The organism is Bradyrhizobium sp. USDA 3364 (assembly GCF_054056355.1).
Genome location: NZ_JBSRYG010000002.1, coordinates 6396181 through 6417807 on the forward strand (window position 1 = coordinate 6396181; position 21627 = coordinate 6417807).

Annotated in this window: 23 protein-coding genes and 2 pseudogenes; 10 read left to right on the plus strand and 15 right to left on the minus strand. The window is 63.0% G+C overall.

Annotation, left to right across the window (positions count from 1 at the left end; genetic code table 11):
• The first annotated feature begins 318 nt into the window (after nt 1-318).
• Nucleotides 319-1089: a DUF6602 domain-containing protein gene (locus tag ACVILL_RS29800; RefSeq protein WP_456732323.1), complete on the plus strand. Its 771-nt coding sequence runs from the start codon at nt 319-321 to the stop codon at nt 1087-1089.
• Between the two features lie 115 nt (nt 1090-1204).
• Nucleotides 1205-1795: a hypothetical protein gene (locus tag ACVILL_RS29805; protein WP_456732324.1), complete on the plus strand. Its 591-nt coding sequence runs from the start codon at nt 1205-1207 to the stop codon at nt 1793-1795.
• A 51-nt stretch (nt 1796-1846) separates the two neighbouring features.
• Here ACVILL_RS29805 and tnpC read toward each other — a convergent pair whose 3' ends face one another.
• The 3 genes from tnpC to tnpA are packed head-to-tail and all read right to left on the minus strand — an operon-like array spanning nt 1847 to nt 4292.
• The gene (gene tnpC, locus ACVILL_RS29810) at nt 1847-3499 is read right to left on the minus strand and encodes an IS66 family transposase (protein WP_456728131.1); all 1653 of its coding nucleotides are present in this window, start codon (nt 3497-3499) and stop codon (nt 1847-1849) included.
• Nucleotides 3500-3546: 47 nt separating this feature from the next.
• Complete coding sequence (gene tnpB / locus ACVILL_RS29815; RefSeq protein ID WP_165124204.1) at nt 3547-3894, minus strand: IS66 family insertion sequence element accessory protein TnpB; 348 nt, start codon at nt 3892-3894, stop codon at nt 3547-3549.
• Complete coding sequence (gene tnpA, locus ACVILL_RS29820; RefSeq protein ID WP_166205105.1) at nt 3891-4292, minus strand: IS66-like element accessory protein TnpA; 402 nt, start codon at nt 4290-4292, stop codon at nt 3891-3893. Before tnpA ends, tnpB begins: the two co-directional genes overlap by 4 nt.
• Between tnpA and ACVILL_RS29825 the strand changes: the two are divergent.
• Nucleotides 4264-4659 (plus strand): annotated as a pseudogene (locus ACVILL_RS29825) (restriction endonuclease); the annotation flags it as partial. The gene tnpA and the pseudogene ACVILL_RS29825 overlap by 29 nt on opposite strands.
• Nucleotides 4660-4779: 120 nt before the next feature.
• Here the strand turns inward: ACVILL_RS29825 and ACVILL_RS29830 are convergent.
• The 6 genes and pseudogenes from ACVILL_RS29830 to ACVILL_RS29855 all read right to left on the minus strand — a co-directional run bounded on the left by ACVILL_RS29830 (nt 4780) and on the right by ACVILL_RS29855 (nt 10128).
• The gene (locus ACVILL_RS29830; RefSeq protein WP_456732325.1) at nt 4780-5859 is read right to left on the minus strand and encodes an AAA family ATPase; all 1080 of its coding nucleotides are present in this window, start codon (nt 5857-5859) and stop codon (nt 4780-4782) included.
• A pseudogene (locus ACVILL_RS29835) lies at nt 5856-7043 on the minus strand (IS3 family transposase). Before ACVILL_RS29835 ends, ACVILL_RS29830 begins: the two are co-directional and overlap by 4 nt.
• A 32-nt stretch (nt 7044-7075) precedes the next feature.
• Nucleotides 7076-7579, minus strand: a complete 504-nt coding sequence (locus ACVILL_RS29840) for an AAA family ATPase (RefSeq protein WP_456732326.1) — start codon at nt 7577-7579, stop codon at nt 7076-7078.
• A 699-nt stretch (nt 7580-8278) separates the two neighbouring features.
• Nucleotides 8279-8515 carry a hypothetical protein gene (locus ACVILL_RS29845; RefSeq protein WP_456732327.1) on the minus strand — a complete coding sequence of 79 codons (237 nt, stop codon included), beginning with the start codon at nt 8513-8515 and terminating at the stop codon, nt 8279-8281.
• A 239-nt stretch (nt 8516-8754) separates the two neighbouring features.
• A complete protein-coding gene (locus ACVILL_RS29850) occupies nt 8755-9354 on the minus strand; it encodes an NADPH-dependent F420 reductase (RefSeq protein ID WP_456732328.1) in 600 nt (199 codons plus the stop codon).
• Nucleotides 9355-9393: 39 nt separating this feature from the next.
• Nucleotides 9394-10128, minus strand: a complete 735-nt coding sequence (locus ACVILL_RS29855; RefSeq protein WP_456734397.1) for an SDR family NAD(P)-dependent oxidoreductase — start codon at nt 10126-10128, stop codon at nt 9394-9396.
• A gap of 275 nt (nt 10129-10403) precedes the next feature.
• Here ACVILL_RS29855 and ACVILL_RS29860 point away from each other — a divergent pair, with 275 nt between their 5' ends.
• Nucleotides 10404-11300, plus strand: a complete 897-nt coding sequence (locus tag ACVILL_RS29860) for a LysR family transcriptional regulator (protein ID WP_456732329.1) — start codon at nt 10404-10406, stop codon at nt 11298-11300.
• 48 nt (nt 11301-11348) lie between these two features.
• Here ACVILL_RS29860 and ACVILL_RS29865 read toward each other — a convergent pair whose 3' ends face one another.
• The gene (locus ACVILL_RS29865; protein WP_456732330.1) at nt 11349-11912 is read right to left on the minus strand and encodes a TetR/AcrR family transcriptional regulator; all 564 of its coding nucleotides are present in this window, start codon (nt 11910-11912) and stop codon (nt 11349-11351) included.
• A gap of 113 nt (nt 11913-12025) precedes the next feature.
• Here ACVILL_RS29865 and ACVILL_RS29870 point away from each other — a divergent pair, with 113 nt between their 5' ends.
• The 3 genes from ACVILL_RS29870 (at nt 12026) to ACVILL_RS29880 (ending at nt 14757) form a co-directional block, all read left to right on the plus strand.
• Entirely contained in the window at nt 12026-12682 is a 657-nt protein-coding gene (locus tag ACVILL_RS29870; RefSeq protein ID WP_456732331.1) for a glutathione S-transferase, read from the plus strand.
• Between the two features lie 212 nt (nt 12683-12894).
• Nucleotides 12895-13368, plus strand: coding sequence for a VOC family protein (locus ACVILL_RS29875; protein WP_456732332.1), 474 nt, complete (start codon nt 12895-12897; stop codon nt 13366-13368).
• Nucleotides 13369-13494: 126 nt separating this feature from the next.
• Entirely contained in the window at nt 13495-14757 is a 1263-nt protein-coding gene (locus ACVILL_RS29880) for a serine hydrolase domain-containing protein (protein ID WP_456732333.1), read from the plus strand.
• 7 nt (nt 14758-14764) lie between these two features.
• On the opposite strand, the gene ACVILL_RS29885 is transcribed toward ACVILL_RS29880, so the two are convergent.
• The 4 genes from ACVILL_RS29885 to ACVILL_RS29900 form a co-directional block, all read right to left on the minus strand.
• Nucleotides 14765-15262, minus strand: coding sequence for a peptide deformylase (locus ACVILL_RS29885; protein ID WP_456732334.1), 498 nt, complete (start codon nt 15260-15262; stop codon nt 14765-14767).
• 54 nt (nt 15263-15316) lie between these two features.
• Nucleotides 15317-16189 carry a bifunctional helix-turn-helix transcriptional regulator/GNAT family N-acetyltransferase gene (locus ACVILL_RS29890; RefSeq protein ID WP_456732335.1) on the minus strand — a complete coding sequence of 291 codons (873 nt, stop codon included), beginning with the start codon at nt 16187-16189 and terminating at the stop codon, nt 15317-15319.
• A 72-nt stretch (nt 16190-16261) separates the two neighbouring features.
• Complete coding sequence (locus ACVILL_RS29895; protein ID WP_456732336.1) at nt 16262-17122, minus strand: DMT family transporter; 861 nt, start codon at nt 17120-17122, stop codon at nt 16262-16264.
• Complete coding sequence (locus ACVILL_RS29900; RefSeq protein ID WP_456732337.1) at nt 17119-17625, minus strand: MarR family winged helix-turn-helix transcriptional regulator; 507 nt, start codon at nt 17623-17625, stop codon at nt 17119-17121. Before ACVILL_RS29900 ends, ACVILL_RS29895 begins: the two co-directional genes overlap by 4 nt.
• 207 nt (nt 17626-17832) lie before the next feature.
• Here ACVILL_RS29900 and ACVILL_RS29905 point away from each other — a divergent pair, with 207 nt between their 5' ends.
• Entirely contained in the window at nt 17833-18621 is a 789-nt protein-coding gene (locus ACVILL_RS29905) for a DUF899 domain-containing protein (protein WP_456732338.1), read from the plus strand.
• Between the two features lie 34 nt (nt 18622-18655).
• On the opposite strand, the gene ACVILL_RS29910 is transcribed toward ACVILL_RS29905, so the two are convergent.
• Nucleotides 18656-19543: a LysR family transcriptional regulator gene (locus ACVILL_RS29910; RefSeq protein ID WP_456732339.1), complete on the minus strand. Its 888-nt coding sequence runs from the start codon at nt 19541-19543 to the stop codon at nt 18656-18658.
• 123 nt (nt 19544-19666) lie between these two features.
• Here ACVILL_RS29910 and ACVILL_RS29915 point away from each other — a divergent pair, with 123 nt between their 5' ends.
• The gene (locus tag ACVILL_RS29915) at nt 19667-20434 is read left to right on the plus strand and encodes a GNAT family N-acetyltransferase (RefSeq protein ID WP_456732340.1); all 768 of its coding nucleotides are present in this window, start codon (nt 19667-19669) and stop codon (nt 20432-20434) included.
• Entirely contained in the window at nt 20431-21624 is a 1194-nt protein-coding gene (locus tag ACVILL_RS29920; RefSeq protein WP_456732341.1) for an MFS transporter, read from the plus strand. The genes ACVILL_RS29915 and ACVILL_RS29920 overlap by 4 nt, the downstream gene beginning before the upstream one ends.
• Nucleotides 21625-21627: the final 3 nt, after the last annotated feature.

Here is a 21627-nt window from a genome sequence, read left to right on the forward strand (position 1 = left end):
CAGACTCGGGCGCGCGGGTTAGGGGTAGGGGTCCAGCGATCGACAAGACGACTGCTGGCCTCGCGCGGAAGCCCCAGAAGTCGCCGTGCGCCCATAGCCTTCTTTCCTAGCCAGCATCATCATGGGGTTGGGCGCGCGCCACGCCGCTATGGCGTGAGTTGATTTCTCGACCCTCAATCTATCCGCGACGTCATAGTTGATGATGCGGCATTTTGGGCTGCGGTATCGGTGACGGTATCGCAAAAACCCGACACGCGGGAAGCCTTTGCCCATAAGGGTTTCAGAAGCCAGTTGATTATCGAGTGGGAGTAGGGGGCGATGGCGCACGATCAAATTCGCGAACGGTTTCGAAATGCGGTTGTCTCGGCGATCGCTAAGGTTGGAGAGACAGTAGCGATAGATCATGCAGGTCTAAAAGGGAGATTTAGGGAAGCTTTCGTTGGCGATCTCCTGAAGTTAGTCACAAACAAGGAGTACATTATCGGATCGGGGTTGGCTGTCGATCACACGGGTAAGAATTCTCCGGAAGCCGACGTTATCATCTTTGACCCATTTCATGTCCCGGCCGTTCTCTATGCTGAGAACGAAGGGTTGTTTCCAATCGAGGGGGTGACCTATTACGGAGAAGTTAAGTCGCGACTGACGAAGGTGACACTACGCGACTGTGTCCGAAAATTTCAGAGCGTGGCCGCGCTTCAGCCTTTGCCAAATGCACAGAACCAACTCTTTTTGCCGCCGCGGTTCATATTCGCGTGGAGTTCTGACCTAAAGGAAGAAGGCATACAGGCCGAGCTCGAAAGATATATTGCTGTCGATGAAAAGGCGCTGAGCGACCCAGCTGCAACCATCTTATGTGTCGTTGGCAAAGGCTATTGTTATGCCATCACTTCAGGTGACGGGAAGTGTGCCTGGTACAGCGTGGGCGTATCCGACGGCATTCAGGAAGTCGTAAACTTTCTGGGTGGTATTGCAAATTCGCTCGTTGATCGTCGCTTGCAAAGATTTGGCACGAAGTTCGGCCACTATATTATTCCTGTCGGAATTCCAGTGAAGATGCAAGAAGTTGGAGACCCGGTGCAGCATTCATAGCCCGGATGAGCATAGCGATACGGGGGGCTACTATCCGCACATAGCGCGGTCTCTCGCATATCGCTATGCTCATGCGGGCTATGCGCTCGTCTGTTGATGCCAGGCGCTACCTAAGATGGAAAATGAGATAAGCCTTGAGCTATGGCTGGACAGCGTCGCTGATGACGATCCGGGTGTAATCAACTTTTCTTTTCCATCGAACCGCTTACGAGACGACTATATCGCGTCTCTCTCGGTCCGCACGGACGACGACGTTCTGGAGTTGCTTCACAGATTTTTGATCCCCTCCTGCTCGTTAGGTTGTGATGCGATAATCTTAGCAGGATGGAGCTTCCTCGAGAGTAAAGGAGAGCAGGTCGGCAAGTCTCAGTTTCGTAGTCGTCTCATGGTTTATGTGGGGGCCAAGAAGCAAGGGTTTGAGGCTCCGCCACCATGGGAAGGTATCACTTGGGTACTTGACTTATTGCCAGACAATCCGCGCGCGGCGATCAATGCGCTCGAGGCATATTTTGAAGCTCATGGTCTTTTGCTACCCGATGGCCGAATCCATGGATTGTTTGATGCAATGGAGGTTATTCGAGCAAAGTACATCCTGAACCCGCGGTCGTACAAAGACGCTATACGCCTCCTACAGGGGGAATCGCCGCGTGTGTTCGAACACTTGGTTGAACGCCTATACTGTACGCATACGACGAGGACCGCGTGATGGACGCATGCGCGCGGGTACGGCGAGCTCTATGATGGCGTTGCGTGAAGGTCAGGCGGCCTGCTGATCGGCGGGCTTGTCGGCTTGGCGCAGGAGCTTCCATTCCCAGGGCAGCAATTCGTGCAGACGCGATGCGGGAAGATCGGCGATACGGGCGAGGACGTTGGCGAGCCAGGCTTTCGGATCGACGTCGTTGAGACGACAGGTCGTGATCATCGTCAGCATGATGGCGGCACGGTCGGCACCACGCTGGCTGCCGGCGAAGGTCCAGTTGCGCCTTCCCAAGGCGATGCCTCTCAATGCGCGCTCAGCACAATTGTTGGTCAAGCAGATCCTGCCATCGTCGAGGAAGCGGGCGAAGTCGTCCCAGCGCCTGAGCATGTAATTCATAGGCTTCAGGACCTCGGAGGAGCGAGAGAGGGTTTCGCGCTCACGCAGCAACCAGGCGTGCATGTCCCCGAGGAGCGGCTTGCTCTTTTCCTGGCGCACGGCGCGCCGCTCTTCGGCGCCGCAGCCGTTAATGGCGCGCTCGATCTCGAACAACACATCCAGGCGCCTGACCGCCTCCAGCGCGATCGGAGAGACCGGTTTACCTCTCTTGCCTTCCCGGGCATTCTTCTCGATGTCAGCCAGCTCGAAGAAGCCCCGCCGCGCATGGGCGAAGCAAAACGCCGGCGTAATCGGCAGCACCTTCTTCTGCGGGTCGAACAGCGGCTCGAAGCCGTTGTAGCAATCGGCTTGCAGGATGCCGGCGAAGGCGGCCAGATGCTTCTGCGGATGCTCGCCTCGTCGGTCGCTCGAGGCGTAATAGACCGCCGCCGGCGGCGCAGGCCCGGCAAAGGGCCGGTCATCCCGCACATAAGTCCAGATCCGCCCGGTCGTGCACTTGCCCTTCGCCAGGATACGGATGGTGGTGTCATCGCCATGAAGGCGCTCAGCAGCGAGCACATGGCGTTCGATCAAGTGGAAGAGTGGCATGACGGCGAAGGTCCCGTGGCCGACCTGGTCGGCCAGCGTCGACAGCGGCAAATCGATCCTCTCGGCCTTAAAGCGCGCACTCTGGCGGTTGAGCGGGATATGCATGCCGAACTTGTCGAACAGGATCGTCGCCAGCAATTGTGGGCCGATGAAGCCGCGCGGCGTGGCATGGAACGGCGCAGGCGGCTGGCTGATCTTCTCGCAATCGCGGCAGGTGAACTTCTCGCGCACTGTCTCGATGACCTTGAAGCGACGCGGGATCTCCTCCAGCGTCTTGGTCACATCCTCGCCGACCTTCGCCAGCCGCGATCCGCCGCAGCAGGCGCAGCTCGTCGGAGCGTCAATGACGACGCGCTCGTGTTCGATGTCGTCCGGCCAAGGCTTGCGCACCGGCCGCTTGCGCGTGAAGGGGCGGACGTTCTGCGTCTTCGCCGCTGCGGCCTGCGCCGCAAGCTCATCCTCGCTCGCCGTGGCGACGAGGTCTTCGAGCTCCAGTTCCAACTGCTCGAGCAGCCGCGCCGTGCGCTCGGAGCGCTGCCCGTACAGTTCGCGTTTGAGCTTCTCGATCCGCAGCTCGAGATGCGCGACCAGCGCCTCGTTGTTCGACAGCTCCGCCTGCGCGCTGGCAGCCATCGCCTCAGCTCGCAGCCGCGCCTCACGCTCGGCCTGCAGCGCCGCCAGGGCACTGACAAGGTCCGATGGAAGATCGTCCGGCTTTGATATCACGAAGCCATTGAATCAGATCAAGCAGCAGATTCAAACCTGCAAAACGACTAACCGACCCGCGTCGGACGCTGGGTTTCTTGAGGGTTGCGCCAATCGATCCCGGACAACAGATAGCTCAATTGCGCCGGAGAGATCGTTACCGATTCACCGGCAACCGATGGCCAGATGAACCTTCCTCTCTCGAGTCTTTTGGTAAACAAGCATGCTCCCTGGCCATCGTGCCAGATCATCTTCACAAGATCGCTGCGGCGACCGCGGAAGACGAACAGATGACCGCTGAGCGGGTCTTTGCGCAACACCTCCTGCACTTGGAGTGCCAACGACGGAAAGCCTCTGCGCATATCCGTGTAGCCTGTCGCGAGCCACACTCGCGCGCCTGTCGGAACCGGGATCATCGGCGCACCAGGGCATCGAGAACTCGCCGCAGCGCGTCTCCATCAACGTCACCGTCGACCCGGATGCGGTGTCCGCTACCGAGATCAATCTCGATGATGCCCTGGCTCCTCCGTCGACGCGCCGGCGCCGTCGTCAATGGCGCTTCGGCCACATCCCGCGGCGGCACAGACGGCCCAATCTCGACCGGCACCAACGGCGCTACACTCGTTTCACCGTGCTTGCAAAGCTCTTTGCGCCACCTGAACAGCTGGCTCACATGAAGGCCGGCCATGCGAGCCACCTCGGAAACAGTGGCTCCGGGCTCGAACGATGCTGCAACTAGCCGTTCCTTCTCATCCTGTGACCACCGACGCCGCCGCTCGACCGATGTGATCACCTCTGCCCGCGAAATCGTCATAGCGCTTCTCCTAGGATTACCCCTAGGACCTGCAGCGCTCGCGTCCGTCAAACAAGGCGGCCCTCAATGGAGGGATACCCTATACTCAGCCACGGGATATTCGACTAGCCTAACTCCACGTCAGAAAGACGGCGGATATGATTTGCTTGCAGTGAAAGAGGATCTTGGCCAACGATCGAAAACCTACATCGAGTGCAAGAAGTGGGAGACGAATGTAGGAGTGAAGATAGTCCGCCAGCTGCTTGGGGTCGTTTCGGATAGGAAGGCCACCGGTGGGGTTTGCGTGATGACGAGCGATCTCACCGAAACGGCAAAGATATTCGTCGCGGGAAATCCTCGGCTTCACTTCGTTTCGGGCGCCGAACTCGTTCGGTTGATGAACGAATATCTCGGTCCGAACTGGTTTTACAGGATTGAGCGATTGGTAGCGGAGTCAAAAAAATCTTGCCGGGAGCCTGATGTATGCCCCGGGCCAAAAGGAATCCGGTCACTGTATCTCTCTCGATCCGTTGTTTCCGCTCGCGTGGGTTGGCTGCTTTTCTCTCTTGCTGAACGCGATGATCTTTCCGGCCAAATCTCCGACGGCCTGCTTGTTAAGCTGAGCCCAAATAGTGGTGAACGCCAAGCTCACCGTTTGCGCTGGGATGAGGCCCAGCTTGGCACCAAGCTGCGAGAAGAGTAGGTGGGTATCTTTGTTCGATATTCGAATGTGTCGACATGCTTCAAGGACCCGATCATTCTCGGTAAATTCTTGAAGAAGCGCGACTGACAGCTTGCCTCCAATCTCAGGCCATGCCTCAATGCAGCTATCGAACACAAATGCCTCGGGCGCATTGCCCGGAAGACGGAAGATGCCTTTCGCCGGATCGTCTTCCTGCCTTGAATCTCCGTCGATAACGCACGTTGAAGGGACTGAAATCGATGGATTCGAGTTGTGGTACGTGTTCATTGACACAGCTGCGCCATCGCCAGCCATTGCATGTACTTGGAAATGTTCGATGGGATAGGCACTGCCCTGTCGAAGGATGGATTCAACCCATGTCTTGGCGAAATCGTCTTCAACAAAGATCACCGATGACGTTTCTATCTGTCCAGTGATCGCACGCAAAGACGCAATGTCGAGTTTGCCCTGGAATAGCTTGTCCTTTGTTGCCGCCCATATTGCTTTGCTGGGCAGTGGTTGGAGCGCCTCGTTCGAGTGAGTTGTGAATATGACTTGGATCTTCTTGCGTTCAGCGGCCCATATCAAATATTCGACGAGTCGAATCGTGGCGACCGGGTGCAATCCGTTTTCTATCTCTTCGATCAGGACTAGTGTTTGATCCTTTGCCGCCTCAATAGCCGCAACCATGCGAATGATGCTCGATTCCCCCGCTCCGAAATGGAATTCAGAGTATTGCACGCCGCTTTGTGTCTGCCCGGTTAGTAGCGTCACATCGCCAGAAGCATGAATCTTTAGTTGTTTGAATCCGCTTACATCCTTGTCCAGTATTCGAGAAATGGCTTCATTGAGCTCTTGCGAAAATCCGACTACCTGACTTTCGGTGACCTGCCACTGAGCTTTCATCCGGTGGCAATTAGAGTCTCGGGGTTTTGTACGCCGATTGGCGCAGGTGGAGCAACGGGCGATCGGCGGAGCTGGTCGGGGTTGCGCAGCCGATCGCCCGTTGCGGTGAATGTGGCAGCATAGGCCGCCGGGGTGAGGTATTTCAGCGAAGAGTGCGGGCGGTCACCGTTGTAGTCAGCAACCCACGCCGCGATCTTTGTTCTGGCGTCTTCGAGTTCGAAGAACAGGGTCTCGTTGAGCAGTTCGTCGCGCATGCGCCCGTTGAAGCTCTCGACGAAGGCATTCTGGATCGGCTTTCCCGGTGCGATGAAGTGCCAGTCGATACCGGTTTCCTTGCACCAGGCCAGCATGGCATTGCAGGTGAACTCGGTGCCGTTGTCGGTGACGATCGAGCCCGGCTTGCCGCGCCGCTCGACGATCGTCGTCAGTTCCCGAGCCACCCGCCGACCGGAGATCGAGGTGTCCGGGGATCGCGCCCAGGCATTCCTTGGTGACGTCGTCGACGATGTTGAGGACGCGGAAGCGCCGTCCGTTGGCGAACTGGTCGTAGACGAAGTCCAGCGACCAGCGTGCGTTCGGCTTCGCTTCCACCAGGATCGGCGCCCGGGTGCCTGTGGCCTTTCGGCGGGCTCGACGCTTACGGACAGTGAGCCCTTCCTCCCGATAGAGCCGGTGGATTCGGTTTATCCCGGAACACTCGCCCTCCCGCCGCAGCAGGATAAACAGCCGCCGATAGCCGAACCGGCGGCGTTGATTGGCCAGTTCGCGCAGCCGGGCGCGAAGCTCGGTGTCTGGCGGCCGACGAGAGCGGTAGCGGATCATCTTCCGGTCCGCGCCCACGATCGAACAGGCCCGCCGCTCCGACAGGCCCAACTTGGCCTCCAGATGCGCCACCGCGGCGCGTTTGGCAGCGGGCCCTACCATTTTTTTGAAAGAAGCTCGCGCAGCGCAGCCGCATCGAGCATCTGCTCGGCCAAGAGCTTCTTCAGCTTCGCGTTCTCCTCCTCCAGCGCCTTCAACCGCTTGGCCTCGGAGACATCCATGCCGCCGAATCTGGCCTTCCAGTTGTAGATTGTCGCCTCGGAGACCCCGTGCTTGCGAGCCAGATCGGCCGTCTTCGCTCCAGCCTCATGCTCCTTCAACACGCCGATAATCTGTTCTTCCGTGAACCTTGCTCGCTTCATCTGTCCGTCCCTCTTCAGGCCGGACTCTAACTTCATCTGGAGGAAATACTCAGTGGCAGGTCATCGGGAACGGAGAATTTTCGGGAAGTGCAGCTCAAGAGCTCTTTCCGCTCGCTTGCAGGCACAGTTCTTGATACGCCGAAGACAAGAACTTGCCTGTCCATAGCATCGCGATTCCATTTGAGGCTTTTGAAACTGGCAGTTCGTCGGATGTGATCTTTGGAGAATTTTTGATCGACGAGTTCGTACTCTATCGACCAGTCCTGCATTCCGGCGTCGTACTTGCCACTCTTCGAGAAGAACGTACGAGGTGCAACGTCCTTGTAGATTATCCCCGCTGCTCCCAAAACCGTGGTTTTGCCTCCACCATTTGGGCCAATGATGGCAGTAACCGGAAAATCAAAGGATATGGGTTCGTCGTTGAATCCTCGGACCTTCTTCAAAACTAATCTGGCCAAGTATTGGCCATATTTTCTCTCTCTTGCCTTCTCTAACAAGCCATTGATTGTGCTATCGCGTACTTCGCTCTTGAACATTGCTTGCCTCCCCATTCCATTTTTCGTTATGCCAAACAAACAAGTTTCGTCGCAAGTATCGCTTCGTCTATGTTTTAGCCGCGCTTGAGTTGCCCACGTGCTAATCAAATCCCGCCGCGCGCCCTGCGACAAATCACCCCGACGGGCAACTCACTAAAACCTGTCAATCCGCGAATAAGAAAATATTCCGCTTGGCGTTTGACCCAACTCAGATGTTCAATATGCGCGTCTCACCCGACACGAGGGGCGGATCGCGATCGTCACGAACGCGGGTCGAGATGCGGTGGACGCCGAATGCGCGACTGACGAGTGCGCATGAGGCGGACGGCGAAGTCGTGCAGGCCTGACGCCCTAGTGGTAGGTGTCTCTCGAATTGCGCGGTGCGCGTTGCGGAGACGGTGACAACAAAGCCAAGTCTCGCCGGGGAGAGCACGTATAAGCCGTAAGCCATCGCGCAGGGAAAGCCGGGTTGTTTCCGGTTACACCTGTGGTCCTACCCCCGAGCTTATCTCCATTGCTCGGGGCCCATGGGTGCGATCGGCACCCGGCTTTCCCTGCGCCCTCTGTTTCGAGAGGGCGGAACGATGCACAAAGCTCGGACAGATCATGTCGCGAGATCGCGAATGCCTGCGCTGTTTGAATCGTAAAATGCTGCAGCCTGGCGGCGGGGCGGCCGCGTCAGCTCAGCGGTAAGCTCGATCAATACGGACGCGGCTCGCAGGGGACATTGTCGCCGGTCCAGGGCGCCGTGGCGAATGAACCGACGCGCGGTGCAGGAATGCACGCGCGCCCGTCAACGTAGGCGGGCTCGGACGGCGCGGCGGCGTTGCCCTCCGCGACATGGCGGGACACGGCGTGGGTTTCGCGCGCCATTGCCGGCGACGCGATCATGGCAACCGCGATCAAAGCAGCCGACAGAAGTTTGACGTTCGTCATTGAGTTTCTCCGTTCTTGTGTGGCCAACGAGTCCGGCCTCGCCAGATAAGTGTGCGCGGCAACGGTGGACTTAAATGCAATCCTCGCTCACGCCGGCTCAACGCTGCGTGAGCAAGCGTGGCCCGCAATCAAGCGCAGCGCTGGGGCACTTCCTGTCGGCGTGTCGCGTGGTGTCCCGCATGTCGCTGTGCTCATGCGGGCTACTCGCTTTTCGGGCCGATCACACGATCGTGGATCGATCACTGCTCCTTCCTGAACAAATCCTGGAAGATGAGCGGGCCCCAGGTGCCTCGGCGACCCTGCACCAGCGCGCCACCCTCGTTGAGCTTGCCGAGCTTGACGGGTGCGAACCCGAGCTGTTTGGCCAGGGCCGCTACGGGAGCGATTGCGTCCTCGTCGTCACCAGACAGGAAGACGACCCGGTGGCCGCCCTCGACGACCGGATCGGCAGCGAGCTTAGCTGCAATCAGGTGATTGAAGCCTTTCACGAGCCTGGCGCCGGTAAACGCCTTGGCGACGAAGGCGGAGGAGGGGAGGCCGTCGAGCTCCGCCGGCGGAGCCAACGAGTTCATCGTGTCGATGACCGTCTTGCCGCCCCAGCTCGGCAGGGCTTTCGCGACCTCGCGATGCTCGGCGAACGGGACCGCCAGGATGATTGTGTCGGCCGCGAGCGCGTCCCGCAGCGACTTGGCGACGACGCTGGGTCCGATCGCCCGGGCCTGCGGCGCCAATGCTTCGGGCGGCCGGCGGCTTGCGACGGTCACGTCGATGTTCTTGCGGGCGAAGGCGTGGGCGAGGGCCTGGCCAATCTTGCCGAAGCCGATAATTGCGTAGCTCATGATGTTTCTCCGATCCGTGTTGGTCTTGATTGCGCGCCTTCAGATGGCCGAGAAGCCGCCGTCGACGGACAGCTCCACGCCATTCACGAAGCTGGACTCGTCGGACGCCAGGAACACCGCGGCCGCCGCAATTTCCTCAGGCCGCCCCATCTTTCCCCGCGGGATCAGGGATTCGAACATCCGCTTCGCCTCCTCGGTGAGGACCTGGTCCTGCATCGGTGTGGCGATCGGCCCCGGGCTCAGCACGTTCACCCGGATATTCCGGCCCTTCAGTTCGTTGAGCCAGGTGCGTGCGAATGACCGCAACGCCGCCTTGCTCGCCGCATACACGCCGTAACCAGGAAAGCCTTTCACTGAAGCAACCGACCCGGTCATGAAGATCGATCCGCCATCGTTGAACAGCGGCAACGCCTTCTGAACCGTGAACAGCGTGCCGCGCGTATTCAGGCCGAAGGCCGCATCGAAATGCTGCTCGGTAATCTCGCCCAGCGGGACGGATTCGCCGATGCCGGCGCTCGCATACAGGACGTCGATGCTGCCCTTGTCCCGCTTCACCGTATCGAACAGGCGGTCGAGGTCGTCGAGATTGGCCGCGTCGCCGCGCACGCCGGTCACGTTCCGCCCGATCAGCCTGACGGCCGCGTCGAGCGCCCCCTGCCTCCGGCCCGTGATGAAAACATGGGCGCCTTCTTCAACGAACCGCTTGGCGCTCGCCAGCGCCATGCCGCTCGATCCACCCGTGATGACTGCAACCTTACCCTCAAGCTTTCCCATGACTTCTCCTTCCAGGCTCCGCCTTTGGTCGTTCGGGGAGGCCCCCGAGAACGCCAACATGGGTCCGCCCGAGTCAGGGGTTGAGTGCGGAACCGCGCACACCGGTGGTGCGAAATCGATCCGGCTGGAAGACTGACGCCAGCCGCGACGGTTGGTATCCGCCGTTCGGAATTGGGCCGCGCTCGTCGGCACAGGCTATGATGACCGCCCGTACTGCGGTTCGATGTGTTAGATGCGGGCTTCGGAAGGCGCACCACGCGGTGCCGGAATGCACCATGATCGACTGGGATGACGTTCGCTACTTTCTTGCCGTCGCACGCGGAGGCTCGGTGCGGGCTGCCGCCGAGCGCCTCGGGGTCAATCACTCGACCGTGCTCCGGCGCATTGCCCAGCTCGAGGAACGCCTCGGGGCGCGCATGTTCGAAAGGCTGCCTTCGGGCTACCGCCTGACGGCTGCGGGCGAGGAGGTCCTCGAGTTCGCCGACCAGATGCATGCATCGTCGCACCAGCTGGAGACGCGTGTCTTCGGGCGCGACCAGGGCGTGCGCGGGCTGCTGCGGGTCACGCTGGCACCGACCCTCGCGACACACCTGCTGATGCCGGACTTCGCCGATTTCGCGCGTCTGCATCCGGACATCGAGATGGAAATCCTGTCGTCCGGCGAGCTGGCAAATCTGACCAATCGAGAGGCCGACGTCGCGATCCGTGTGGTCTACGACCGCAAGACCCTGCCGCTCAATCTTCACGGCCTGAAGGGGCCGGAGCTGTTCGGCGGCGTCTACATATCTCGCGATCGACTGGCCGCGTGGCGTGCGGGCACGCCTGATCCCGTCAGGTGGATCGTCATCAGCATGCACGGCGTCCCGGACTGGGCCGGCGAGGGTGAGGTTCGTACCACGGGGGTTCCGTTCAGGACCACGGACGGCGAGGCGCAACTCGTTGCGGTTCGGCAAGGGCTCGGGATGACGACATTGCCGTGCTTTGTCGGAGATGCCGACCCCCTGCTGGTGAGGCTGCCGGGCACCGGCCTGCACATGCATGGAACGCTCTGGCTGCTCACCCAGGGGGAGACACGCAAGACGAAGCGCGTGCGGCTCTTCACCGAGTTCGTATCGCGCAGGCTCGCCGCGTACGCGCCGCTTCTCGCGGGATTGTCCGTATCGCGCGACTGACGCGCGGCAGGTCGCCCGCGATGCTTCCCTCGCGCTGCCGCGGCCGATCTACGCCGGCAGCAGGCCCGCGGCGCGATAGCTGTCGATCAAGGAGTCGTAGAGTGAGATATCGCCGCGGCTCCTGGCCATCAGCTGCGCGCCTGCGACGGCGGCGAAGATGGCGCGGGCCCGTTGTTCGCTCTTCCTCGCATTGACCAGGCGCGCGGCGACCAGCAGCTTGCCCAGCCACGCCACGTTGACGTCGGCAAAGCTCTGCACCTCCTGCCTCACTGCGTCCGGCAGGTCATCGACTTCCGCGGACATGAAGCTGCACAGGCACATGCGATTGTTGTTCTCGAGCGCCTTGCGAAACACCTCGGGATACCGACGCAGGCAGCGGACCGGATCCGGCGTTTCCGCCAGCATCGACTCGAGCTGGGCGGCGGTGTCCTCCCAGTAGCGCCGCGCGACGGCCGCGCCGAGATCGGCCTTGCTCGGGAAATGGTGGTAGATGCTGGCGGCCTTGATGCCGACGTCGTCGGCGAGATCGCGGAAATTCAAGCCGCCATAGCCACGCGCCTGCGCGGTCCGCTTCGCGGCCGCCAGGATGGCCTCCCGAGAGCTCGAACTCATGTCATCGCCTCACTGCCTCGTTACCTACCAAGTGATAGATAGGCGTTGACGCGCTGGATTTGAAGCGCTTTTATACTCCCTACCAAGTGACAGGTAGACAAAACGGAGTCGTGATGAAGATCTATGATTGGCCAACCGGCCCATACCCGGCCCGCGTTCGCATCGCGCTGGCCGAGAAGAGCCTGCGGTCGCGCGTGCAGTTCGTCGTGGTCGATCTCTACAAGGGCGAGCACAAGACGCCCGAATTCCTCGCCAAGAACTACTCGGGCACGCTGCCGGTGCTCGAGCTCGACGACGGGACTTTGATTGCCGAATGCACCGCCATTACCGAGTATCTCGACGCGCTGGACGGCGCACCGACGCTGACCGGTCGGACGCCGCGCGAAAAGGGCGTGATCCACATGATGAGCAAGCGCGCCGAGCTGGAGCTGCTCGACCCCATCAGCGTCTATTTCCACCACGCCACGCCGGGTCTTGGGCCGCATGTCGAGATCTATCAGAACCCCGAGTGGGGCTTCCGCCAGCGCGACAAGGCCTTCAAGGGAATGCACTATTTTGACGGCATTCTGAAAAGCCAGCCGTTCGTCGCCGGCGAGGCGTTCACGATGGCCGATATTACCGTCATAGGCGGCCTGATTTTCGCGGGACTCGTGAAGGTGCCGGTGCCGGCCGAGTGCGAGGCTCTCGCGGCATGGTACGCAAGGATGCAGGAGCGTGCGAGCGTCAGGAACCGGATCACGATGTCCGAACCGGCCGCGGCATCTGCCTGAAATCGTGTGCGAACAACATTGACGCTGAACCAGTAAAGCCTTTCACCGAACCAGGCATCCGACCAGCACTTTAGATCCGCGGGACGCCGGGAACTCCGGCGTTCCGCCTGCCGGCGCTATCAAGAGGGAGCGGAGCACCGTCGCAAATTTTTTCCCGCTGATGTCGGTTCGCGCGTCCGCCAAACGTCCTCCGTGCAAACAAGGAGATTGCGATGACCGATCTGGTGACGTGCCTGTGGTTCGATCAGGGCAAAGCGCGTGAGGCGGCGGAGTTCTACGCCGCGACATTTCCGGACAGCCATGTCGATGCGGGCCATGTTTCGCCGATCCCGGGCATCGGGCAGGGTGACGAACTGACGGTCGAATTCACCGTGCTCGGCCGCCGCTTCGTCGGGCTCAATGGCGGTTCCAACTACGTGCCGAACGAGGCGGTCAGCTTCATGGTGCTGACCGACAGCCAGGCGGAGACCGATCGCTACTGGAACGCGGTCACCGGCAATGGCGGCAAGGAATTGCCGTGCGGCTGGTGCCGGGATCGCTGGGGTTTTGCCTGGCAGATCACGCCGAGGCGGTTGCTCGAGCTCGTCAACGCCGCCGATCGCGCGACCGGCAGGCGTGCGATGGAGGCGATGATGACGATGACGAAGATCGACATCGCCGCGATCGAGCGGGCGGCCGCGGGGTAATCCGCCCGCCGGAAATATTGGCTCCGCCATGCGCTCGCGGCGACGGTCTCCCCGGCGCAAACGCGGGATGTGCGCTCTGCGATCGCGTGATACGAAATTGGTATCGCAGCTCTGGAGCCAGCCCTGATGTCCGTCGCGACCGCGCCCAATCAACGACACACTCCCACCGCCGCCGAGAGCGATCCGAAAGAGCTCGGTTGGATGCAGGGCTTTCCGCCGCCGCAGGACAAGACGATCACATTCCAGAACGGCTCGTTCCGCAGCTTTCCGGAACTGCGCTGGGCGTGGAGCAACATCCGCCAGCTGGTGCCGACGGTGAATGTCTGGCGCGGGACAGGACCGGCCTCGGTGCTGCCGCGCGAGGACCACGACATCGGCGCGTCCGCGTCGGTCACGATGGACGGCCGGCCGCAGACCTTCGCGCGCATGCTCGAGGACAGCTACGCAGATGGCATCGCCGTGCTGCGCCGGGGCAAACTGATCTACGAGCGCTATTTCGGCGCCTTGAGGCCGCACAAGCCGCATATCGCGATGTCGGTGACGAAATCGTTCACCGGCACGCTCGCCGGCATCTTGATCGCCGAGGGCAAGATCGATCCGCAGGCGCCGATCACCGACTACGTGCCGGAGCTGGAGCGAAGCGCATTCGGCGACGCGCGCGTGCACGAGGCGATGGATATGACGACGGGCCTCAAATACACCGAGGTCTATACCGACAAAAACTCAGATGTGTGGGGGCTGCGGCGCGCCAACGGCATGGCGCCGATCCTGGAGGGCTATGAGGGCGCGACCAACATCTTCGATTTCCTCTGCGCGCAGCAGAAGCAGGGCGAGCACGGCAAGGCCTTCGCCTACAAGACCGTCAATTCCGACGTGCTGGCCTTCATCTGCCGCCGCGCCAGCGGCATGACCTTGTCGGATTTGCTATCCGAGCGGATCTGGGCGCCGATGGGCGCGGAGGAGGATGCGCATTATCACGTCGACCGCATCGGCACCGAAAGCGGCGCCGGCGGGCTGTCGACCACGCTGCGCGATCTTGCCCGTTTCGGCGAGACGATCCGCAATCACGGCCGCTTCAACGGCCGCCAGATCGTGCCGTCTCATGTGGTCGAGGACATCGCACGCGGAGGCGATCCCGAGAAATTCAAGCCGGCCGGCTACACCACGCTGCCCGGCGCCTCCTACCGCAATCAATGGTGGGTGACGCACAATGCGCATGGCGCCTACATGGCGCGCGGCGTGCACGGCCAGGGCATCTACATTGATCCGAAGGCCGAGATGGTGATCGCACGCTACGCCTCGCACCCCATGGCGGGCAACGCCGCCAACGACCCCGTGACGCTGCCGGCGTACATGGCGCTGGCCAAGGATTTGATGGCGGGAGGGTGAAGTCCAGCTAGCCGCGCGAGATCTTCTCGAACCGCTTGATCAGGCGCTCCCGCTTCAAGCGGGACAGCCGCCTGATCCAGAACACGCCGTCGAGCTGATCGATCTCGTGCTGATGACAGACCGCACGCAGGCCGTCCGATTCCTCGGTCTGCATGTTGCCGTCGAGATCCTGGTAGCGGATGCGGACCCGCGCATGGCGCTCGACCTCGTCGGTGACGCCGGGCATCGAGACGCTGCCTTCCTTGTGCAGGATCATCTCGTCCGAGGTGCGGATGATCTCCGGATTGACATAGATCCGCGGGCCCTCGCTGGCGTCGAGCTCGAGCACCACGACGCGCAAGGACACGCCGACATGCGGCGCGGTGATCCCGATGCCCGGCGCGGCACGCATCGTCTCGAGCAGGTCCTGCGCCAGCTCGCGCAGCGCATCGTCAAACACGGTCACCGCCTCGGCCGGCAGCGCAAGCCGCGGATCGGGATAGCGGACGATGGAGCGAATGGTCATAGTAGCGTCTTAGGCCAGCGTCGGACGTTGGACAACCCGCGCGCGGCGCACCGCTCAGAGGCGCTTTTCGAAGAACAGGTCGGGGTAGGGGTCGTCGTTGAAGCGCGGGATCTCGGTCCAGCCGCTGCGGCGGTAGAGCTGACCGGCTTCGGCCAGCGCGCTGTTGGTGTCGAGCCGCAGCAGCGCGATGCCGAGCTCGCGCGCAGCGCTTTCAGCCGCATCCATTAAGCGGCGGCCGAGGCCGAGGCCGCGTGCGCTCGGTGCGACCCAGAGCCGCTTGATCTCCGCGAACCCTCCGCTCGTGCCCTTCAGCCCGACGCAGCCAAGCGGCAGGCCGTCCGACACCGCCACGACGAAGCTGCCGCGCGGCCGCACCATGTCCTTGGCATCAGGGTCGCGCGACAGCTTGACGTCAAAGCCCTGTTTGAACCGCCGCGCCAGCTCGGCGTAATACTCGCCGAGGCAGTAGCGCGCCGCGTCGCTGCGGGGGTCGATCTCGTGCAGGGCAGTGCCGTCGCGCCCGAGTGCGGAGGCGATCAGGTCCATCGCCGCCAGCAGCGCGTCGCGTTGCGTGTGATGGCTAAGAAAATCCTTGGCCTGCCGGTTGGAGATCGCCTCATAGGCGTTGAACTCGCGCTTGCCCGCCGGCGTCAGGCGAGCGATGCGGCGGCGCGCGTCCTCGTCGTGCGCCGTGGTCTCGATCAGCCCTTCGTCCTCGAGGCTGCGCAACAGTCGGCTCATCAAGCCGGAATCGAGCCCGAGATAGTCCCTGATGTCGCCGACATCGGCGCGGCCGTGCCCGATCGCGTTCAACACCCGCGCCGCCCCGAGCGGCCGGCCGCGCCCCAGGAACGAGGTGTCGAGCGCGCCGACGGCACTCGTCACGGCACGGTTGAAACGACGGACGCGGGAAACCGGGTCGAGCATATATCTGACTTTAGTCAGATATCGGCCGCGCGTCAATTGCAATGACTGCGCGGCCGGGCAGGTAATCTTGGTCTAGGCGCGCGCCAGCACCAGCATGTTGCCGGCGAGGATCGCGCCAGCGCCGGCGAGCACCGGCCAGCCCAGCGCGAGGTGCTCGAACAGCGCCGACAGCACGAGGGCAACGAGCGGCACCAGCGCGAGCGTGTAGGCGGCGCGGCCAGGGCCGAGCCGGCGCACCAGCTCGAAATAGAGCATGAAGGTGATGCAGGAGGCGGCGACGGCGAGATAGAGGAAGCTCGCGAAGTAGGAGGGCGAGAGATCGGCCGCGAAGTGCGTGCCTGTCGCGACGGCCCAAAGCGCGCTCGCTGCGGCGCCGACGAAGGCGCCCCAGGCGAGCACCGAGACGATCGGCAATCCGGCACGCTGGTTGCGCGCACCGACCGTCGTGCCGGCACCGGTCGCGATGGCCGCCGTGAGCGCCCAGGCGAAACCGGCAAGCGGCACGGTTCCATGCGCGCTGGCGCCGGGCAGAATGATGATGGCCAGTCCGACGATGCCGCACAGTGCGCCCGATACGAAGCCGGAGGAGATCGGGACGCCGAGTGTCGCGCGCGCGATTACGGCTGCGAACAGCGACGACGTCGACAGCACCAACGCCGCAAGGCCGCTCGGCATGCGCGCGGTCGCCTCATAAAAGGCGATGAAGGCGATGGCGAAGAACAGCAGACCCTGCAAGGCGACGGCCGGTCGGTCCTTGCTCGGGATCGCGAGCGGCACGCCACGCAGCCGGCCGTAGCCGAGCAGGATGAGGCCCGCGAGCACCATGCGCAGTGCGACCGACCACGGCGCAGGCGTCACGCCGGCCTGCATCGCGGTGGCCAGCGCGCCGCCGCCCCACAGCAGTGCGGTCAGCGCGAACAGTGCGGCCGTCATGGCGTTGCGGCACCATCGAGCAGCGCGCGCCAGCCGCAGGCATCGATCCGCGCGCTTTCGTCCTCAAACCGGGTGAGGGCGGAATCGAGCATTGTTCGCTCGCTTTCCGAAAGGCGCGCAAGCAGCCGCGCCTCGATCGTGCTGCCGAGTGCGGCGATCCGGTTGAAGGCAGCCCGGCCGCTGCGGGTGATGCTGACCGCCGCAAAGCGGCGATCGGTCTTGCCGGGGCGTCGCACCGCGAAGCCGAGCTCCGTGAGCTGGCCGATGCCGCGGCTGACCGCGAATGGATCGAGCGCGCAGGCCCGGCCGATCTCGGCGGCATTGGCAGCGTCGCGCTCGGCGATGACGGCGAGGATGCGCCAGCCGGCTTGGCTCAATCCGAACGTCTCGCTGTAAAAGCTCTCGAGCGGGCGGGCGACCTGGGCTGCGACCAGGAACAGGCGGTAAGGCAGCCAGGCGCTGAGCTTCAGGCCATCATCGGATGCGGGAGCGGTCTGTTTCATGGGTCAGCAGGCTCGCACAGATACTTGCAGACTGCAAGTAGATCGCAAGTGATGCGGATTGCATGCGTGCAAATCCCGACACACTTGTCACTCCCACCATCCGCCGCCGCCGCGCCAGATTGCGGCATGGCCAATGACGAACGGCCGCCAGCGTTGGAACTGCGCAGTAGTCCCGGAGTTCGTCCCAAATCGGAGATGGAGATCATCATGACCAAATCAGCGGAGAACGGACTGGCTGCCATGGAGACACCGCCGGTGGTGTCGCAGGAGGCCTGGGAGGCGGCGCGGCTGCAGATGCTGGTGAAGGAAAAGGCGCATGTGCGTGCGCGCGACGCGCTAGCGGCGGAGCGGCGGCGGATGCCCTGGATGGCGGTCGAGAAGGCCTATGTCTTCGAAGGACCGAACGGCAAGGCGAGCCTGCTCGACCTGTTCGAGGGCCGCCGGCAGTTGATCATCTACCGTGCCTTCTTCGAACCGGGCGTGTTCGGCTGGCCGGATCACGGTTGCCGCGGCTGCTCGCTCGGCGCCGACCAGGTCAGCCATCTCTCGCATCTGAACCAGCGCGACACCACGCTCGCTTACGCCTCGCGCGCGCCGCAGGCCGACATCGCGCGGCTGAAGGCGCGGATGGAGTGGGAGATGCCGTGGTACACGATCACCGACAGCTTCGACGCGGACTTCGGCGTCGCCGAGTGGCACGGCCACAACGTGTTCATCCGCGACGGCGAGCGGATATTCCGCACCTATTTCGTCAACAGCCGCGGCGATGAATCGATGGGCACGGTGTGGAGCTATCTCGACATCACGCCGTTCGGCCGCCAGGAGTTCTGGGAGAATTCGCCGAAAGGCTATCCGCAGGGCCCGACCTACAAATGGTGGAACTGGCACGACAACTACGAGGCCGAAGCCGCACCGAACGCAAAGTGGGCAGCGGTGACTGATGCCGGCGAGGCCGCGTTCCGCAAGATCGCGGAGCAGGAGCGCAAGGCCACTTGACGGGGTTGAGCAGGGAGGACGCGCGGCGTCCTCCCTATGTCGCCGCAAGTCCCTTCAGGGCGGACAGGGTCTGCCGGAGCCCGCGGTCGAGGCGCTTGTCGCGGCGGATCACGACCGCGAGCCGGCGATGCAGTCTTGGCGACAGCGAGCGGACGATCAGGTCGCGCGGCCTGGTCTTGGCGGGGACGGCCATGCCCGGCAGCACCGCGCAGCCGAGACCGGCGCGCACCATCTCCTTGATCGCCTCGACGCTGCCGAGCGACATCAACGGCTTGAGCGACACGCCGCCACGGGCCAGCCACTCGTCGGTGGTGCGCCTCGTATTGCCGCCGGGCTCGAACAGCAGGACCGGCCTGGTCGCCAGCACCTCCGGCGTGATCCGCGCCGGCAGCTTCATGTCGCGGGGCGCGATCAGCACGAACTCGTCGCTCATGACAGGCATGATCTCGAAGCTTCGGCCCGACACCGGCAGCGTGACGAGCGCGATGTCGATCGTGTTGTCCTCGACGGCCCGCGCGATCTCCGCCGTGTTTCCGGTGGTGACGCTGATCTCGAGCGAGGGCAATGCGGCGCGCAGCTCCTTCAGGATCGGCGGCAGCAGGAAGATGCAGGCGGTGGCGCCGGTGCCGAGCCGCACGCGGCCGGCCGTTCCCGCGGTCCGCTGCGCGACGGCGTCGATTGCCGACGTCACGGCGGCGTTGATCTGGTGCGCGTGCGACAGCAGCGCGGCTCCGGCGGCGGTCGGTCTGGCCTTGCGTCCGACCCGCTCGATCAGGGTTGCATTCAGACTGCGCTCGAGCTGGCGCACCTGCAGGCTCACCGCGGGCTGGGTGAGCTGAAGCCGCTCGGCCGCGGCAGAGAAGCTGCCGCAATCGATCACCGCGGCGAAGCTTTCGAGATAGTCGAGGTTGAGGTTCTTCATCAAAGCATCTCTTATGCTGCGCATAAGATGTCAAAGCTTCCCTTATATAGGGCCAGGGCGCATAGTCCGGCAAGCGACGGCCTCGGCCAGATCGGGGGCAGGCATTGTCCGGCCTCAAATCCATTGGCGGCGTCATCGTCGAGCTGGGGGCGCTATCTTGCGGTCTCGCCGCATTCGCGCACTCGCCGCCGGCAGGCGCTGCGCGAACTCGACGATCGCCTGCTGGCGGATGTCGGGCTGTCGCGCAGCGACGTCGAGATGAGCCCGTGGAGCCTGCAGCCCGCACCGACGCGCCGCCGAAGCGCAGGCATGATGCCGCGAGACGAGAGTGGAATGATGAGAGACAGCGAAGACACCGTGATCCGCGACGCCACCGAGGTCGACATGGCGGAGGTGCAGCGCATCTATGCGCACCACGTGCTCCATGGGCTCGCGACCTTCGAGGAGGTGCCGCCGACGCTCCACGAGATGCTGACGCGCCGCGCCGCCGTGCTGGCCGCGGGGCTGCCGTATCTCGTGGCCGATATCGACGGCCGCGTGGCCGGCTACTCCTACGCGACCGCGTACCGGCCGCGGCCTGCCTATCGCAACACCATTGAAGACTCGGTCTATGTGTCGGAAGCCTTGCGCGGCCGCCGCGTCGGCGCGGCGCTGCTGCAGGCGCTGATCGCACGGTCGGAGGCGGGGCCCTGGCGGCAGATGATCGCCGTGATCGGCAACAGTGGCAACGCCGGATCGATCGCGCTGCACCGTCGCATGGGCTTCGAGATGGTCGGAACGCTGCGATCGGTCGGCTTCAAGCTTGGGCAATGGGTCGACACCGTCCTGATGCAGCGGCCGCTCGGGTTGGGCGCTTCCGCGCTTCCTTCGGACACGGAAATAGCCCGGTGATCGCACGCCGGGTCGTGGTCGCCCTCGGATTGGCGCAGCTGATCTCGTGGGGCGCGACCTACTATCTGATCGGCGGCTTCGGCGAGCAGATATCAGCGGATCTCGGCTGGAGCCGCGACATCGTCTACGGTGGATTCGCCGCTGCGCTCCTGGTGATGGGTGTGGCGTCGCCGCTCGTGGGCCGGTGGGTGGATAGCAGCGGTGGCCGGCAGGTGATGGTCGCCGGCGCCGTGATCAACGCGCTCGGCTGCGCCGGTCTCGCGGTCTCCCATCAGATCGATACCTATTTCGCGTCGTGGCTCGTTCTCGGCCTCGGCATGCGGCTGACGCTGTACGATGCCGCCTTCGCGGCGCTGGCCCGGATCGGCGGACCGGAGGCGCGCCGCGCGATGTCCGGGATCACCTTGCTCGGTGGCCTGGCGGCAACCGTGTTCTGGCCGCTCGGCCATACGCTCTCGGAATATTTCGGCTGGCGCATGGCGGTGCTGGCATATGGCGGCTTTGCGCTGCTGACGATCCCGCTGCACCTGATGATTCCGGATAAGCGGTTTGCCGGCGTGCCTGGTTCTGCTGCGTTGGTGCCGAAGCAACCGCGCGCCGTCGGACCCGGGCGGCTTGCCGCGGCGGGCGGGCTCTATGCTGTGATCATGACCGGGGCCAACTTCCTGAATGCCGGCATGTCCGCGCATATGATTGCAGTGCTTAGCGGCCTCGGGCTCACCGTCACGGTGGCCGTATGGATTGCGACGCTCCGCGGCATTGGGCAATCGGCTGCCCGTCTCTGTGAGGTCCTGTTCGGCGCCAGGTTCGATCCGCTCGCGCTTAACTTGATGGCCTGCGCGATCATGCCGCTGTCGTTCATCGCCGGCCTGTTCAGCGGATCGTCGAAGGAGATGGGTATCGCATTCGCGCTGCTCTACGGCGCCTGCAACGGCATTCTGACCATCACCAGGGGAACGCTGCCGCTGATTCTGTTCGATCATCGCAGCTATGGCACGCTGGTTGGCCGGCTCATTGTTCCGAGCTTCATCCTGCCGGCGGCGGCGCCGTTGCTCTATGCGATCGTGATCGACCGGCTGGGCGACGCATACGCGCTCTATCTCTCGGTCGGCCTTGCCCTGATGACGTTCATGGCTGCCGGCCTGCTCAAGCTGCTGTTTTCGCCGCCGCGCCAGACCGCGAAGACATAGCGG